Consider the following 14,521-nt stretch of genomic DNA (forward strand, 5'->3'; position numbering starts at 1 on the left):
GCAGGACCATGGGCGGGGCCGGAACATCGGTGCCTCCGGTGGAGCCGCCCGTCGATCCACCGCTCGACGAAGATGACGAACTGGAGGATGAAGAAGAGCTGCTTGACGAGGAGGATGATCCACCAAAGGATGAAGACGTGCTGCCGCCAAAGCTTGACGAGCCGCCGGATGACGAACTGGACGATGATCCGCTAGATCCGCTGCTGCCGCCCGAACCACCGGGATGGTCTGAGCCGCCGCCCGAGGACGAACTGCTGCTCGACGACGAACTCGACGATGACGACGAGCTGGATGAAGAGGAGGAACCGGAACTGGTCACCGCACCACTTGATGTGCTGACATTGCCCGATGATGTCGAAACACCGCCTGTTGACGTCGATACACCACCGGTCGAAGTTGAAACGCCGCCAGTGGAGGTGCTGACGCCACCTGTTGATGTGGAAACGCCGCCCGATGTGCTTGAAGTGCTCGACCCACCGGTGGATGTGCTGCTTGAACCGCCGGTGCTGGTGTTGCTGTTATTGTTGTTGATGATAATCGATGTGCCGTTGGATGACCCACTGCTGCTCGATGCGCCGGAAGATCCGATCGGCGTTCCGCTCGAAGCGCCCGCCGCGCCGCCATCGCTGCTCGTTCCGCCCGTGCTGCTGGAGGTCGACGAAATCACAATGCTTCCACCGCCGCCACCGCCGCCGGAGAAACCGCCAAAAAATCCACCGCCAAAGCCGCCGCCAAAGCCGCCCGAACCGCCGATCAATACAGGAACGCCGCCGCCGCCGCCGCCTTCATAAGGCTGAGAGGGAAGGAACGGGACCGGAATGGGCGGCATGCCCTGGCTCGCGACTGTGACAACGCTGGGTGTGCAGGTGCTGGTCGTGGTGGTGCGGACGACTTTGCGGACGCGCTTGACTTTGCGGACCGGTACATGGTGCGCGATCTTGCGGACCTTGTCCTTCTTTTTGACAACCTTGTGCACTTGCGCGGGTGGGGTATCGGCGACTTGCATCGCGCCGCCACCAATCAATGCGCCGCCACAGGTGCAGGCACATAATTTCGCTAAAGCCATGCGTACTGACATAATCTCGACCTTCTTCAGCATTGGGGCAGAATCGAAGTCGCAGAGACGGACCCCATTTCGCGTCTTCTGATTTATGGAGAAAGGCAGATCTATTGGTGAAGCTCAATTCTATTAACCCTGTTTGGACAGGCTACGCTTCGAAAATTGCCGAATTTCAGTGGGAAAAAGACAAATCGTCCCGAACTGGAACTGTTTACATGGCGACAATTTACCCGCGGACATGATTTCCACTGCTTTTCGCGTCGCAATTGGCCGTCGCGCAAATTGCCGCTTGTGCGCCTATGGACCCGAGTCTATATCGCCGCCCGAGAGTTGAATTTAAGCGGGATTCCGTGGTTCCCCCCGGGCCGCAAGAGGTGGAGAATTCATAATGGGCGCCAGCGCCAAGCCTCACGAAAATTCCAGTGAAATCAAAAATTTAAATATTGATTTGGATCCTTCTTATGTTCCGGCGGATGACGAGCCGTTCATGAATGACCGTCAATTGAAATTTTTTGAAAAGCAACTGGTCGATTGGAAAAACAGCATTCTTGCCGAAGCGCAAGGCACGCTGAACCAGTTGCAGGACGGCCCGATCCGCGAGCCCGACCTCAACGACCGTGCTTCAAGCGAGACGGACTGGAGCATTGAACTGCGGACCCGTGACCGGCAGCGCAAGCTTATTTCCAAGATTGACGCGGCTTTGCGCCGTATCACCGAGGGTGAATATGGCTATTGCCAGGTCACTGGCGAACCCATTTCGCTCGCCCGCCTGCGCGCCCGCCCCATCGCGACCATGACCTTGGAAGCGCAGGAACGCCACGAACGGCAGGAACGCGTATCTCGCGACGACTGACAATCTGGCTGTGAACGCATGCAATTCATCGTTACGGACCAGTTCCTGCTTTGGTTAATCAACCAAGGGAGAAATCCTTCGGGATCGGGTGGCTATTAACCTTTTGGCTACATTTCGCTGCCACACTTATCGCATAACATGAAGACGAATTCTTCCTTGGTAGCGCGATATGAACGATCTGTTGAAAATTGATAATCCGGCAACTGCCAAGCGCGGCAATAATCGCGACAGCCTTTTGCTAAAAGCCGTTCTGCGGTTCAACGGCGTCGTCGATGATCGCGAAGTGCGAATTCGCAACCTGTCAGCAGGGGGCTTGATGGCCGAAGCCCCGATGCGCGTGGCGCGCGGCGAACCGGTGGAAATCCATTTACGCAGTATTGGCTGGATCAGCGGACATGTCGCATGGGTCACCGATGGCCGGATCGGCATCGCCTTTGATCACCCGATCAACCCGAAAGACGCCCGCAAACCTGTGGGTAATGGCGATCTGGAAATGCCCGATTATCTGAAGAAGCTCAATAATCCCGCCGCGCCCGGCAAAATGCGCCGGGTATAATTGCGCGGGTTTATTGGGGACAGTCCCTAAAGGGACAGTCCCCAAGGTTGCGCTATACGGGGACGGTCCCCAACCTTCACCGCGCCAGCATTACGCATCAAGGCAATAGATATCGACCGGAATGGTAATCCGTTCCAAAACCTGCCCGACCGGGCTGGTCGAATTTGCGCCGTCTTCAATTGCCTTTTCCAAGACTTCACGCTTCTTTGCACCTGATATGACGATGATGGTCGTCCGTGCAGAGGCAATGGCGGCGGCGGTCAGGGTCACGCGGTTGACGGGCGCTTCTTCTGGCAAAGGATCTGGCGCAACGCCCACGGCACGCACATCTTTGCCGCCGTTCAGCGCATCGTTAAGATCAGGTCCGGGGAAGATCGAGGCGGTATGCCCGTCCGCGCCCATGCCCAGCCAGACAAGGTCAGGCGGCCAATGCAGGTCGGCAAGCCTAGCATTTGCGGCATTTCCGGCGAGTTTATGATCGGCGGCGTCGCTGGTAATCGGCAAGACCCGCGCACCTTTTGGAATGAATATCTTCGCGATCATCGCGACGTTGGACAAGGGGTTGTCCACCGCGACCAGCCGGTCGTCGGTCGGGATGATCGTGACGCTTTTCCAACGGATGTTCGCTTGCGCCAGCTTTTCAAGGATCGGCTTGGGCGTCGAGCCGCCGGGAAAAGCGACCAGCGCCTGCCCCCGCGCGTCGAGCGCGCTTTCAATGATGAAGCTGACATCGCCGACAACCGCGTCGATCAGATCTTCGGCAGCATCAAAATCCCACCACTCAACTTCTTCGGCCATGCGCTTGTTACTCCATCAAATGCGTAGCGCCGCGGCGGCGCGCGCTGCGGCCTCTATCGCCACAACATCGGGTGTCCCTTTACCAACAAGCCAGCTACCGCCAACACATAAAATTTCAGGAACGGCCAACCAATTGGCGGCGGTTTCCTGTTTGATGCCTCCTGTGGGGCAAAATTTGCACTGGCCAAAGGGACCGATCAGCGATTTCAACGCCGGAAGCCCGCCATTCGCCTCAGCTGGGAAAAACTTGAAATGGTTGAGGCCCAGATCCAGCCCGCGCATGATATCGCCTGCATTGGCGATACCCGGCAGGAACGGAATGCCCTTGGCCACCGCAGCCTTGCCCAGATTTTCGGTCAAGCCGGGCGAGACAATAAACTCAGCCCCCGCTGCTATGGCGCTTTCCAGACCGGCAATATCGACAATAGTCCCCGCCCCGACGATCGCCCCGGGCACTTTTTTCATCTCGGCAATGACATCCAGTGCCGCCGCCGTCCGCAAAGTAACCTCCAAAACGGGCAGGCCGCCTGCGACCAGCGCTTCGGCGATAGGCCGCGCATGGGCAGCGTCCTCAATGACCAGCACGGGAATGACCGGCGCGGTCCGCATAACGGTTTCGACGGGTTTCACTCTATATTCTCCTGCGCGAAAGCCGCTGCTGCCCCGAACAGGCCGGGTTGCGGATGGGTAATGAGTTTGACCGGAATTCCGGCCATCAACGATTCGAAGCGCCCCTTGGCGCGGAAACGCTCGGCAAAGCCGGAGCGGACGAGGATATCCTTGATCCGCAGCCCGAGGCCACCGGCGATGACGACACCGGCAAATCCGCCCTGCGCGAGGGTAATGTCGCCCGCGACGCTGCCCAGCGACAGACAGAAGCGGTCAACCGCCGCAGCAGCTAGGCTATCCTCACCCGACATGCCCAATTGCCAAAGCTGCTTGTCGTCCAGTTGCTGGACGGCTTTGCCTTCCAGAGCGGCCAAGGCTTCGTAAATTTCCACCAGCCCCGGCCCAGACACGACGCGCTCTGCCGAAACCCGGCGATACCGTTTCCGCAGCCGGTCGAGCAGCGCGTCTTCTATACTATCGAGCGGCGCAAAATCGATATGCCCGCCTTCGGTCGCCTGCACATGATAGCCATCACCCTTGCGCCATACATGCGCCACGCCCAGTCCGGTTCCGGGGCCAATGATGCTGATCGTGCCACTATCGGCCAAGGGCTGTTCCGGCCCGGTCAGGTGCAGAAAATGCTCCGCCCCTGCCTGCGCGACGGCATGGCCCACGGCGCCAAAGTCGTTGACGATGACAAAGCGTTCCACATTCAGTTTTTCGCAGACCAGTGACCGCCGGATGATCCAGGGATTATTGGTCAGCTTGATCACATCGGCATCGACAGGCCCGGCAATCGCAATTGCGGCCGCGCGCGGCAAAGGCTTTCCGGTGATCCGGCCAAAATCTTCCCATGCGGTTTGAAAGCTCGCATGCTCGGCTGTCTTGAGCGTTACCGCCTCACCCAACGAGACAACACGCCCACCGGACACCTCGGCAATGGCGAAGCGGGCATGGGTGCCGCCGATATCGACCGAAACAATCTCCATCACAGACCTGCCGCCGCCAGCATCGCCGAACCGCCCTTTTCTGCCTCATCCGACCCGTTCCGCATCATTGCGAACAGCTCACGTCCCGTGCCGACATGATCCGACGGCATAGGCACGGCCATCCGGCCCGCCCATTCGGCCTCGTCGACAAGAACATTCAGCGCCCCGTCATTGGCGCACAGCCGGACCACATCCCCATCCTGCAATTTCGCAATGGCACCGCCGCGTGCAGCTTCAGGACTGAGGTGGATCGCTGCAGGAACCTTGCCCGACGCACCCGACATACGCCCATCGGTGACCAGCGCGACCTTGAAGCCCTTGTCCTGCAACACACCCAGTGGCGGGGTCAGCTTGTGCAATTCGGGCATGCCATTGGCGGCGGGTCCCTGGAACCGAATCACGACAATCACATCGCGGTCGAGTTCACCCGCCTTGAACGCAGCGAGCGCGTCATTCTGGTCGTGGAAGACCCGCACCGGCGCTTCGATGGTCCACCGCGCGGGGTCCACTGCGCTGGTTTTGAAAGTAGCGCGGCCCAGATTGCCGGTGACCAGACGCATCCCGCCATCAGGACTGAACGGGTTGGAGGGCGGGCGGAGCATCGATTCATCGGCGGTAACAGCCGGTGCCTCGCGCCAGCTCAGTTGCTCATCCTGCAAAACCGGTTCCTGCCCGTAAGCGGTCAGATCATCCGCCGCGACGGTCATGATGTCGCGGTGCAACAGCCCAGCATCCAGCAACTCACGGATCACATAGCCCATGCCGCCTGCCGCGTGGAAATGGTTCACATCGCCCGAACCATTGGGGTAAACACGCGCAATCAACGGCACAACCGACGACAACTGGTCGAGATCTTCCCAATCGATCATGATGCCTGCTGCGCGCGCGATTGCTGGAATATGCAGCGCATGGTTGGTTGATCCGCCCGTGGCCAGCAATCCCGCACAGGCGTTTATGATGGCCTTTTCATCGACACAAAGACCGAGCGGACGGTAATCGTCACCTTCCCAGCCAATTTCGGCGAGACGGTGCACCGCCGCGCGCGTCAATTCCGTTCGCAATTTGGTACCCGGATTGATGAAGGCCGCGCCGGGGATGTGCAGCCCCATGACTTCCATCATCATCTGGTTGGAATTGGCTGTTCCGTAAAAGGTGCAGGTCCCTGCCCCATGATAGGAAGCCGCTTCCGCATCCAGCAATTCTGCGCGGCCGACTTTGCCTTCTGCATAAAGCTGGCGAACCCGCTGCTTTTCCTTATTGGCGAGGCCGGACGGCATGGGGCCTGCCGGAATCAATATCGTTGGCAAATGGCCGAAGCGGAGTGCACCGATCAGCAAACCGGGCACGATCTTGTCGCAAATGCCTAGCATCGCGATGCTTTCGAACATACCGTGGCTCAACCCGACTGCGGTCGACATCGCAATCACATCGCGGCTGAACAGCGACAATTCCATCGAATCCTGCCCTTGCGTCACCCCGTCGCACATGGCCGGGGTGGAGCCTGCGACCTGCGCCGTGGCACCGACTTCGCGGGCGAATATCTTCATCTGTTCAGGGTAACGGCCATAGGGCTGATGCGCGGACAGCATGTCATTATAGGCGCTGATAATGCCGATATTCATCGCCTTGCCGCCTCGTATCGCGGCCTTGTCTTCACCGCTGGCGGCGAAGCCATGGGCGAGATTACCGCAGCTCAAGATGGGCCGGTTGACGCCCGCATCACGTTGCCGCGCAATCAGGTCCAGATAGGCGGCGCGTCCGGGCTTTGACCGTTCGATAACGCGAGCGGTCACCGCTTCCATGGTGGCGTTCAGCTTACTCATGCCAGCTTACTCCATCCCGTTCGGCAAGTGCGATGGCGGCATTGGGCCCCCAGCTGCCTGCGCCGTAATTTTTGGGTTTTAATCCGGTCGATTTCCAAAGTTCGCGGATGGCATCGACCCATTTCCATTGTGCCTCCACTTCGTCACGGCGCACGAACAGGGTCTGGTCGCCCTCGATCAGATCGAGCAGCAGCCGTTCATAGGCGATCCGGCGGCGCGACCCTGCAAAAGCGGTGGTAAGCGACAGGTCGAGTGGCACCTCGCGCAGCGTAACTCCGCCACGATCCAGACCGGGCTCTTTCGCCATCACCAGCAGGCGCACATATTCCTCCGGCTGCAACCGGATGATGAGCGTGTTGGCCTCCAACCGTCCGCCGCGCGCACCGAATACATTGTGCGGCACTGGTTTGAACTGGATGACAATCTCGCTCCGCCGTTCGGGCAGGCGCTTTCCGGTACGCAAGAAAAAGGGCACGCCCTGCCAGCGCCAATTATCGACATAGGCCTTGATCGCGACAAAGGTTTCGGTGTCGGATGGCTTGCCCAGATCGGAATCATAGCTCTTCACCGCCTCGCCCTTGACCGCGCCATCGCCATATTGGCCAGTCACGACATCACCCTCGGCAACGGGCCGCAGGGCGCGAAGCACCTTGACCTTCTCATCACGGATCGCCGTGGCGTCCAGATTGGCGGGTGGCTCCATTGCAGTCAGCGCCACAAGTTGCAGCATATGGTTCTGGACCATGTCGCGCAGCGCGCCGGTATCGTCATAAAAGCCGGCTCGTCCCTCCAGACCGACCGTTTCGCTGACAGTGATCTGCACATGCTCGATGGCGTTGGCGTTCCACAAGGGTTCGAACAGCATATTGGCAAAGCGCAGCGCCATCAGGTTTTGGACCGTTTCCTTGCCAAGATAATGGTCGATCCGGAATGTACGCTTTTCCGGGAAGACGGCGTTGACCGCATCGTTGATCTGGCAACTGCTGGCCAGATCATTGCCGAGCGGTTTTTCTAGACCGATACGCACATTGTCGCCGGCGAGGCCAGCGCTGTGCAGCCCCCTTATGGTGGGTTCGAACAACGAAGGGGCGGTCGACAGGAAGATGGACAAGCCGCCCGAAATGTCACCGATCTTCTCGGCCAGCGCGGCAAAGCCGTCCGGCTGTGACGCATCCAGCGCCTGATAATGGAGACGCTGCAAAAAGGCATCGATCATGCCTTCCGCCTTGCGGTCTTCCGGCAGAAATTCGCAAAGCGCGGTGCGGGCAAATTCACGGAACTCGGCATCGCTATAGGCGCTGCGTGCCGTGCCGAATATCCGCAAGGCGGGGTCGATCAATTCATCGGCGTGCAGCGCATAAAGTGAGGGCAGCAACATCCGCCGCGAAAGATCGCCGGTCGCGCCGAATAACAAGAGGGTCGAACTATGCTCGCTCATGCAGCCAATCTCCAACAATCGACGCATTGCGCGCGCCGATTACGTGCCATCCCTTAGCTTGCCGACCCCTCGCGTCTAGCGCTTATTCGTATGCACCGCGTTTAGCGGACCACCTGCGCCCTCTGCTCGGCTATTCCCATCGATAATATCACCGGATTTTCGGATTGCCGCACCTGAAAATCAGCCTTCCCGGACAGGCCGCGCCAACCGGATGCGATCAGCGATTGCGCCGTGGGCGCTCCCAATGTGGTTCCGGGACCGAGGACTATGATTTTGTCCGGTGCAAACTCCGCCGCCGCGACCTGAACCGCGCGGGTGAAATCATAGGTCCGGTTCAATTGCGCGCCCAAAGTATAGTCATAGATCGCCGCCGGATCGAACGCCTTGGGCGACCAGAGCCTCCCCTGCCCATCCACCGCTGACAGCGCACCGCACCCGAAATCCGCCGGCGGATTGGCGGCCCGCGCCATGTTCGGGATATGGTCGAGCAGCGGGCTGTGGAAAGCCGCATGATTCATCAGGCGCATGGGGAAGCGGTCGTCCTTAGGCAGACGCTCCGACACCCATTTCAGGCCCTTATCATCCGCCGCGAAAACGACCATGCCGCCCAGATGGATGGAAATATGGACTTCTATATCAGATAGTGATGCAGCTTCTTCGCATATCTCACTGACTAACTTAATTTTTTCAGGATCGGTGCGCCAGTCGGCATCGACAATCGACCAGACAATCTGCCCGCCGAAGCCGTGCTTATGCATCATCCCGCCCATATTGTTGACTAGCCGCGCACCACCTTCGAAATCGAGTATTCCGGCGCAGGCCAGAGCCAGATACCAGCCCATCGAATTGCCGGTGACTGCAACGATGTCATAGCGTCCCCGGTCAATCGCCGCGAAATCGGCCAAGGCGCAGGCGTAGATCAGCAGGGATGCATTATCGCCGGTCATGTGCACCGATGGCGCATATTTCTCTGCACCGTCCAGCTCGGAAATCGGCACCTGCCCCAGCGAACGGCGGAGCGCGTCCAGTTGTTCGACCATCGCCCAGCGGTCGGCATGATGGGTTTTCAGATACCCCAGTTCCGGTGCATTATAGGTGCCACGTCCGGGGCAGACGACTAGCGCAGTCTCTTTCATGCCACGGCCGCCTTTGCTGCTGCGATGATCGACTCGCGGCTGGGCAACACCAGCTCCGCGGCGGGACCCAAAGGTATGAAGCAATCCTCGGCGGTGATCCGGTGCGTCACATCGCCGCGTCCGGCCTCGGCCAGGATCGTCATCAGCTTCTCGCTCAAACTGCCTGTCCGGCGGCTTTCATCGACGATCAGGATATTCCGGCAATCGGCGACAGCCGCAACGATGGCGGCATCGTTCAACGGGTGCAGCCAGCGCAAGTCGATGATCCGCAGATCAATGCCCGATGCGCGCAATTCAGCCTCTGCTTGCTGCGAAAGATAATAACCATTTCCGTAGGTTATGATCGCAAGTTCTGATCCATTCCCATGTTGATGAAGTTCACCGAAGTTTATGCTCTGCGATTCTGCGGGCGCAACATAAGGCGCCGTCCACTCCCCATCGTTCGCTTCCACCAAATCGGTGGTATGGTAAAGCGCGATGGGTTCAACAAATACAACCACCTTGCCATCTTCATGCGCCATCCGGACACATTCGCGCAGCATGGCCGGGGCGTCGGCGGCATTTGAGGGACAGGCGACGACGATGCCCGGAATATCGGTCAGTACCGCAAGGCTATTGTCGTTATGGAAATGCCCGCCAAAGCCCTTTTGGTAGGGAAGTCCGGCGATGCGAAGCACCATGGGATTGCGGTATTGGCGGTTGGAGAAGAAGGACAGAGTCGCCGCCTCGCCGCGAATCTGATCCTCGGCATTGTGTAAATAGGCCAGAAACTGGATTTCCGGGATCGGCACAAAGCCATTATGCCCCATGCCGATGGCGAGGCCTAATATGGTCTGTTCGTCGAGCAATGTATCAAATACCCGCGCCGCGCCAAATTTATCCTGCAAGCCTTGGGTAACCCCATACACCCCGCCCTTGCGCGCCACATCTTCGCCGAACAGTGCGACATTGGGGTAACGCTGCATGAGGTCAGCAAGCGCAAAGTTGATGGATTTCGCCAGCGTGACAGGCTTGGCCAAATTGCGCTGATCCTTGGCAAACAGCGCGTCCCTCGCCGATGCATCGGGTAAAGGCGGCGATGCTTTGAAGCCCTGTATGGGTTCAATCGACGTCATGACGTCAGCGGCGGTCTCGATCCGTGGTTTCGCCAGTGCGTCCTGCGCCACGCGATCGACGCGGGCGCGCATATCCTGATAGCGGCCGACGATTTCTTCCCCCGAAAACCCCGCCTGTTCATGCAAAATGCGGGCGCTGTGTAGTAACGGGTCCTGCGCCTCTGCGGCCTCAATATTGGCGAGCGCGGAATAGCTCGCTTCCACATCTGCACCGGCATGGCCCATCAATCGCACCGTCCGCATATGCAGGAAGACAGGCCGCCGCCGAGACCGGGCAAATCGCACCGCTTCCCGGCATCCGCGCACCGCGTCATTCAGGTCAGCCCCGTCGCATTGGATGTAATGCAGCGCAGGCCGGTGCGCGAAATTCGCTTCGATCCAGCCGCCCGGTGTGCGGACCGATATCCCGATGCCATTATCTTCACACAGGAAGATGATCGGCATCGGCAAATGCTGATACGCCGCCCAACAGGCCGAGTTGAACGCCCCTTGCGATGTCGAATGGTTCGCCGATGCATCACCGAAGGAGCACAGGATCACCGCATCATGCGGCAGCACGGCGTCCGCAAGTTTCAACCGCTGTGCCATCCCCAAAGAGTGCGCCGCACCCACGGCCTTGGGCAGATGCGAGGCAATGGTGCTGGTTTGCGGAGGTACGAACGTATTGGCGCAACCCAATACCTTGTGCCTTCCGCCTGATATCGGATCATCGGCAGCGGCAGCAAAAGACAGAGCCATGTCGTATAACGGGGTCAGACCGCCGAACTGCTTCTTACGCTGGATGAGAAACGCGGCATCCCGATAATGCAGGAACGCCATATCGGTATGCCGCGTCGCCGCCGCCATCGCTGCGGTGCCTTCATGGCCGGAACTGCCGATCGAATAAAATGTCTTCCCCTTGGACCGGCGCGCCCACAAATCGAGATGGCGGCTCATGATCTGGGTGTCGAACAGGTCGACCAGTTGGGGAGCCGAAATTGAAAATGGTGCAATATTGCTGCGCGGTGCAGGAAAATCCTGGGCTGCAACACGACGCACAAACGCGTCATCGATGATGGTGGGTCGATCAAACATAATGTCGAAGTGAATAACGAACCGACACGCAAAAGCCACACCAAATCGCAATATTCAATCGCCTGATTAAATTGCTGGATTTGTAAAAATTCTTCGATAGGATGTTGATTGAGAGAGAGCTTATTCCCCGGGAAAACCCAGTGAATTGGTAAGTGACTGCTGGATCGAGACGAACAGAAAATGTCGCAAAATCCACAGTCAATATGGAGGAGAGAGAGAAATGCGTCGTTTTAACCGTATCATGACGGCTGCGCTTTGCAGCACGATTTGCAGCACTTTAGTCGCACCCGCCGCGTTCGCACAGCAGCCGGCGGCGGAAGAAGATGGTGATGAACCGATCATCGTGACCGCAACCTTACGCGCCATGGACGTTCAGGACATTCCCCTTGCCGTGACCGCTGTCGCGCCGGAAGCCCTTGAGCGCGAAGGTGTTTCGGACATTAAAACCCTGTCCTCAATCTCACCGAGCTTCAACATCCAGTCGTCACAAACCGAAACCCAAGGTACCTCGATCAAAATTCGCGGCGTCGGCACAACCGGTAATAACACCGGTTTGGAAAGCTCAGTCGGCGTATTCATCGACGGCGTCTACCAATCACGCCCCGGCGTTGCCCTCGGTGACCTTGTCGATCTCGAACGGCTCGAAATTTTGCGTGGTCCGCAAGGCACATTGTTTGGGCGCAATACATCGGCGGGTGCGCTCAACATCACGACAAAGCGGGCCAACCTTTCCGAATTTGAAGGTTTTGCCAACGCATCTTATGGCAATTTCAACTTCATCAATGTGCAAGGCGGCATCAGCGTCCCACTCGCACAGGATGTTGCCGCATTCCGTCTATCGGGAACCTATCGCAAACGTGACGGCTTTTTGAAAAGCTCCACGGGCGCGGAAAGCAACAATCGTGACCGGTACATGCTGCGCGGCCAACTCTATGTTGAACCCAATGCCGATGTCAGCATCCGGTTACTCGCCGATTATTCCAAGGTAGACGAAAATTGCTGCGATGCGGTGATTGTTCGCGAAACCGAATTGGCACCGTTCTTTGCTTTCCACGGATTGGCCTCGGACGGGGTCGATCAATCGGGTCCGTCCGCGCTTAAAAATCTGGCTACCAATGCCCAGCAATTCATAAATGGTGCCGAACAATGGGGCGTTTCGGGTGAGTTGAAATGGGACCTTGGTGGCGCCAAAATGACCTATATCGGTTCGTATCGGAACTTTGAATCCAATTCGACACAGGAATCCGATTTCGTCTCACTCGCCATTTTCACGACCGGCGCTGGTGGCCAAAATTCCCGTCCCGGCATTTTGCCATCGGGTAACCGGATCAAGACGATGACCCACGAACTGCGGTTTCAGGGAACGGCGTTTAACGATCATCTCGACTGGTTGATCGGTGGTTTCTATTCGACGGAAGATATTGTCGAAGACCAGACCATGACATTCGGGACCGATTACCAACGGGCCAATAGTGCGTTTAACTTTGCCAACACCCTTGGGGTTAATCCGCTCTTTGCCCTTACAGCTTTGGGCAATGGCGGAATTCCGGTAAACTCGGCGGGTGCCTTTGCGGAAAACCGTTTCAGTCAGGACGCCAAAAGCTTCTCGATCTTCACCCATAATGTGATCAATTTTACCGACAAATTGAGCCTGACCCTGGGCGCACGTTATGTGGACGAGAAAAAGACCGCATCTTTCGACCAGTTGAATTCTGTAAATGGGGCCTGTCAGGCAAGTGTGAACGCAGTCTTTAACGGCGGCTTTAACGCAGCTTTCGCGGCGCTTCCGGCGGCGACGAGAAATGGGATCATCAATGGCGTTGTCGGTCTCAACTGCTTCCCATTTGCAGCGCCCGTCACCCTGGCTGGTCCTGGCGGCGGCCTTGCCAGCAACTTCCTGCCATTGCCCCGTGAATGGTCGAATGTCTTCAAAGACGATGAAATTACCTACACGGCGCAAGTCGGATATAAAGCCAACCCCGACCTGTTGTTTTATGCCGGGTACAGCCACGGCTTCAAATCGGGCGGTTTCAACCTTGATCCCACCGCTGCAAACCTGACCAATTCCGGCGCTGTATTGGCCGGTGCCGGAACGGTTGCACCGATCTTTGCCGATCCACGGTTCAAATCTGAAAAAGTGAACCAGATCGAAATCGGGGTGAAAGGCACCTTCGGTCCGATCAAGGCGAACCTTGCCTTGTTCGATATGAAGATGAGCGATTTCCAGGTTCTGGAATTCACCGGCGTCCAGTTCCTGACGTTCAACGTCAATTCCGCCCGTTCAACGGGGGCGGAGCTGGAATTGTTCGGTGACTTCGGCAATTATGTGAAGGGCAATCTGGCCCTGACCTATGCCGATGCACGCTATCCGAGCAATTGCGCCGACGGTGTTGCGCCCGCTGCGCTGGGTTCAGTCACCCGGCTATGCGGTCAAGACCTGACCAATGCGCCGAAATTCACCGGGGTCATCGGGCTGACCTATGATGGTCCGCTCAACAGCTCGGGTTGGGGATTACTGGTCAATGGCAGCATGAACTACTCGGACAGCCGCACCACGCGGACTATTGATCTCGACACCAATGGTCTTCCGGTTCCGCTCGCGCGGCAGGAAAATTATTTCAAGATGAATGCGCGCATCGGCCTCACCACGCCCGATGGACGTTTTACCTTTGAACTGTGGGGCACCAACCTGTCGAACGAGATTACCCGTGGCATCACCGCCAACACGCCTCTGCGTGGTGGTGCAGGTACAAGGTCCTTGATCGGCTTTATCGAAGAACCCCGCATGTACGGCGTAACAGTCCGCGCCAAGTTCTAAGAAACAAAAGCAAAAGGGGCGGCCTTCCCAAGCGGAGGCCGCCCCTTTTTTGTTGGTCGTGCGGAACAGAACCAAAGTCGAAGGACCGTCACCCTGAACTTGTTTCAGGGTCTATCGTGCAGCGGCAACCCAAGTGTTAAGGTAACAATGGCAGGGCGTCGCCAATTGGCTTGCCACGACAGAGCAGAAATTGACTGACGAATGGACCCTGAAACAAGTTCAGGGTGACGGGTAGGGTATAATAAGAGCGAC

12 protein-coding genes are annotated in these 14,521 nt (G+C 58.0%); 5 read left to right on the plus strand and 7 right to left on the minus strand.

Going from position 1 to position 14,521, the window contains the following annotated elements; all coding sequences use genetic code 11:
- Window positions 1-8 precede the first annotated feature (8 nt).
- From EUU23_RS05510 to EUU23_RS05525, 4 genes are all read left to right on the plus strand, one after another.
- A complete protein-coding gene (locus tag EUU23_RS05510; protein ID WP_246156120.1) occupies window positions 9-791 on the plus strand; it encodes a hypothetical protein in 783 nt (260 codons plus the stop codon).
- Between the two features lie 27 nt (window positions 792-818).
- Window positions 819-1,148 (plus strand): hypothetical protein, encoded by a 330-nt coding sequence (locus EUU23_RS05515; protein ID WP_160353056.1) that lies wholly within the window; start codon window positions 819-821, stop codon window positions 1,146-1,148.
- A 399-nt stretch (window positions 1,149-1,547) separates the two neighbouring features.
- Window positions 1,548-1,913 carry an RNA polymerase-binding protein DksA gene (dksA, locus tag EUU23_RS05520; protein WP_246156304.1) on the plus strand — a complete coding sequence of 122 codons (366 nt, stop codon included), beginning with the start codon at window positions 1,548-1,550 and terminating at the stop codon, window positions 1,911-1,913.
- A gap of 169 nt (window positions 1,914-2,082) precedes the next feature.
- On the plus strand, window positions 2,083-2,469 hold the full coding sequence (locus EUU23_RS05525; RefSeq protein ID WP_160353058.1) for a PilZ domain-containing protein: 387 nt from the start codon (window positions 2,083-2,085) through the stop codon (window positions 2,467-2,469).
- A 90-nt stretch (window positions 2,470-2,559) separates the two neighbouring features.
- Here EUU23_RS05525 and pgl read toward each other — a convergent pair whose 3' ends face one another.
- The 7 genes from pgl to EUU23_RS05560 form a co-directional block, all read right to left on the minus strand.
- Window positions 2,560-3,267, minus strand: coding sequence for a 6-phosphogluconolactonase (pgl, locus tag EUU23_RS05530; RefSeq protein ID WP_160353059.1), 708 nt, complete (start codon window positions 3,265-3,267; stop codon window positions 2,560-2,562).
- A gap of 15 nt (window positions 3,268-3,282) precedes the next feature.
- Window positions 3,283-3,897, minus strand: coding sequence for a bifunctional 4-hydroxy-2-oxoglutarate aldolase/2-dehydro-3-deoxy-phosphogluconate aldolase (gene eda, locus EUU23_RS05535; protein WP_160353060.1), 615 nt, complete (start codon window positions 3,895-3,897; stop codon window positions 3,283-3,285).
- Window positions 3,894-4,865, minus strand: coding sequence for a glucokinase (glk, locus tag EUU23_RS05540; protein WP_160353564.1), 972 nt, complete (start codon window positions 4,863-4,865; stop codon window positions 3,894-3,896). The genes eda and glk overlap by 4 nt, the downstream gene beginning before the upstream one ends.
- Window positions 4,865-6,688 carry a phosphogluconate dehydratase gene (edd, locus tag EUU23_RS05545; protein WP_160353061.1) on the minus strand — a complete coding sequence of 608 codons (1,824 nt, stop codon included), beginning with the start codon at window positions 6,686-6,688 and terminating at the stop codon, window positions 4,865-4,867. The genes glk and edd overlap by 1 nt, the downstream gene beginning before the upstream one ends.
- Window positions 6,681-8,126, minus strand: coding sequence for a glucose-6-phosphate dehydrogenase (gene zwf / locus EUU23_RS05550; RefSeq protein ID WP_160353062.1), 1,446 nt, complete (start codon window positions 8,124-8,126; stop codon window positions 6,681-6,683). Before zwf ends, edd begins: the two co-directional genes overlap by 8 nt.
- A 101-nt stretch (window positions 8,127-8,227) precedes the next feature.
- Entirely contained in the window at window positions 8,228-9,262 is a 1,035-nt protein-coding gene (locus EUU23_RS05555; RefSeq protein WP_160353063.1) for an ACP S-malonyltransferase, read from the minus strand.
- A complete protein-coding gene (locus EUU23_RS05560) occupies window positions 9,259-11,451 on the minus strand; it encodes a thiamine pyrophosphate-dependent enzyme (protein WP_160353064.1) in 2,193 nt (730 codons plus the stop codon). Before EUU23_RS05560 ends, EUU23_RS05555 begins: the two co-directional genes overlap by 4 nt.
- 220 nt (window positions 11,452-11,671) lie before the next feature.
- Here EUU23_RS05560 and EUU23_RS05565 point away from each other — a divergent pair, with 220 nt between their 5' ends.
- Window positions 11,672-14,269 carry a TonB-dependent receptor gene (locus EUU23_RS05565; RefSeq protein WP_160353065.1) on the plus strand — a complete coding sequence of 866 codons (2,598 nt, stop codon included), beginning with the start codon at window positions 11,672-11,674 and terminating at the stop codon, window positions 14,267-14,269.
- Window positions 14,270-14,521: the final 252 nt, after the last annotated feature.

This window comes from Sphingorhabdus profundilacus, from assembly GCF_009769755.1.
GTDB classification, from domain to species: Bacteria; Pseudomonadota; Alphaproteobacteria; order Sphingomonadales; family Sphingomonadaceae; genus Sphingorhabdus_B; species Sphingorhabdus_B profundilacus.

Bases quoted from the DNA above. Each gene is read 5' to 3' on its own strand.
- edd (WP_160353061.1), bottom strand. From the start codon at position 6,688: ATGAGTAAGCTGAACGCCACCATGGAAGCGGTGACCGCTCGCGTTATC.
- zwf (WP_160353062.1), bottom strand. From the start codon at position 8,126: ATGAGCGAGCATAGTTCGACCCTCTTGTTATTCGGCGCGACCGGCGAT.
- glk (WP_160353564.1), bottom strand. From the start codon at position 4,865: ATGGAGATTGTTTCGGTCGATATCGGCGGCACCCATGCCCGCTTCGCC.
- EUU23_RS05565 (WP_160353065.1), top strand. From the start codon at position 11,672: ATGCGTCGTTTTAACCGTATCATGACGGCTGCGCTTTGCAGCACGATT.
- EUU23_RS05515 (WP_160353056.1), top strand. From the start codon at position 819: ATGGGCGGCATGCCCTGGCTCGCGACTGTGACAACGCTGGGTGTGCAG.
- dksA (WP_246156304.1), top strand. From the start codon at position 1,548: ATGAATGACCGTCAATTGAAATTTTTTGAAAAGCAACTGGTCGATTGG.
- pgl (WP_160353059.1), bottom strand. From the start codon at position 3,267: ATGGCCGAAGAAGTTGAGTGGTGGGATTTTGATGCTGCCGAAGATCTG.
- EUU23_RS05525 (WP_160353058.1), top strand. From the start codon at position 2,083: ATGAACGATCTGTTGAAAATTGATAATCCGGCAACTGCCAAGCGCGGC.
- EUU23_RS05510 (WP_246156120.1), top strand. From the start codon at position 9: ATGGGCGGGGCCGGAACATCGGTGCCTCCGGTGGAGCCGCCCGTCGAT.
- EUU23_RS05560 (WP_160353064.1), bottom strand. From the start codon at position 11,451: ATGTTTGATCGACCCACCATCATCGATGACGCGTTTGTGCGTCGTGTT.
- EUU23_RS05555 (WP_160353063.1), bottom strand. From the start codon at position 9,262: ATGAAAGAGACTGCGCTAGTCGTCTGCCCCGGACGTGGCACCTATAAT.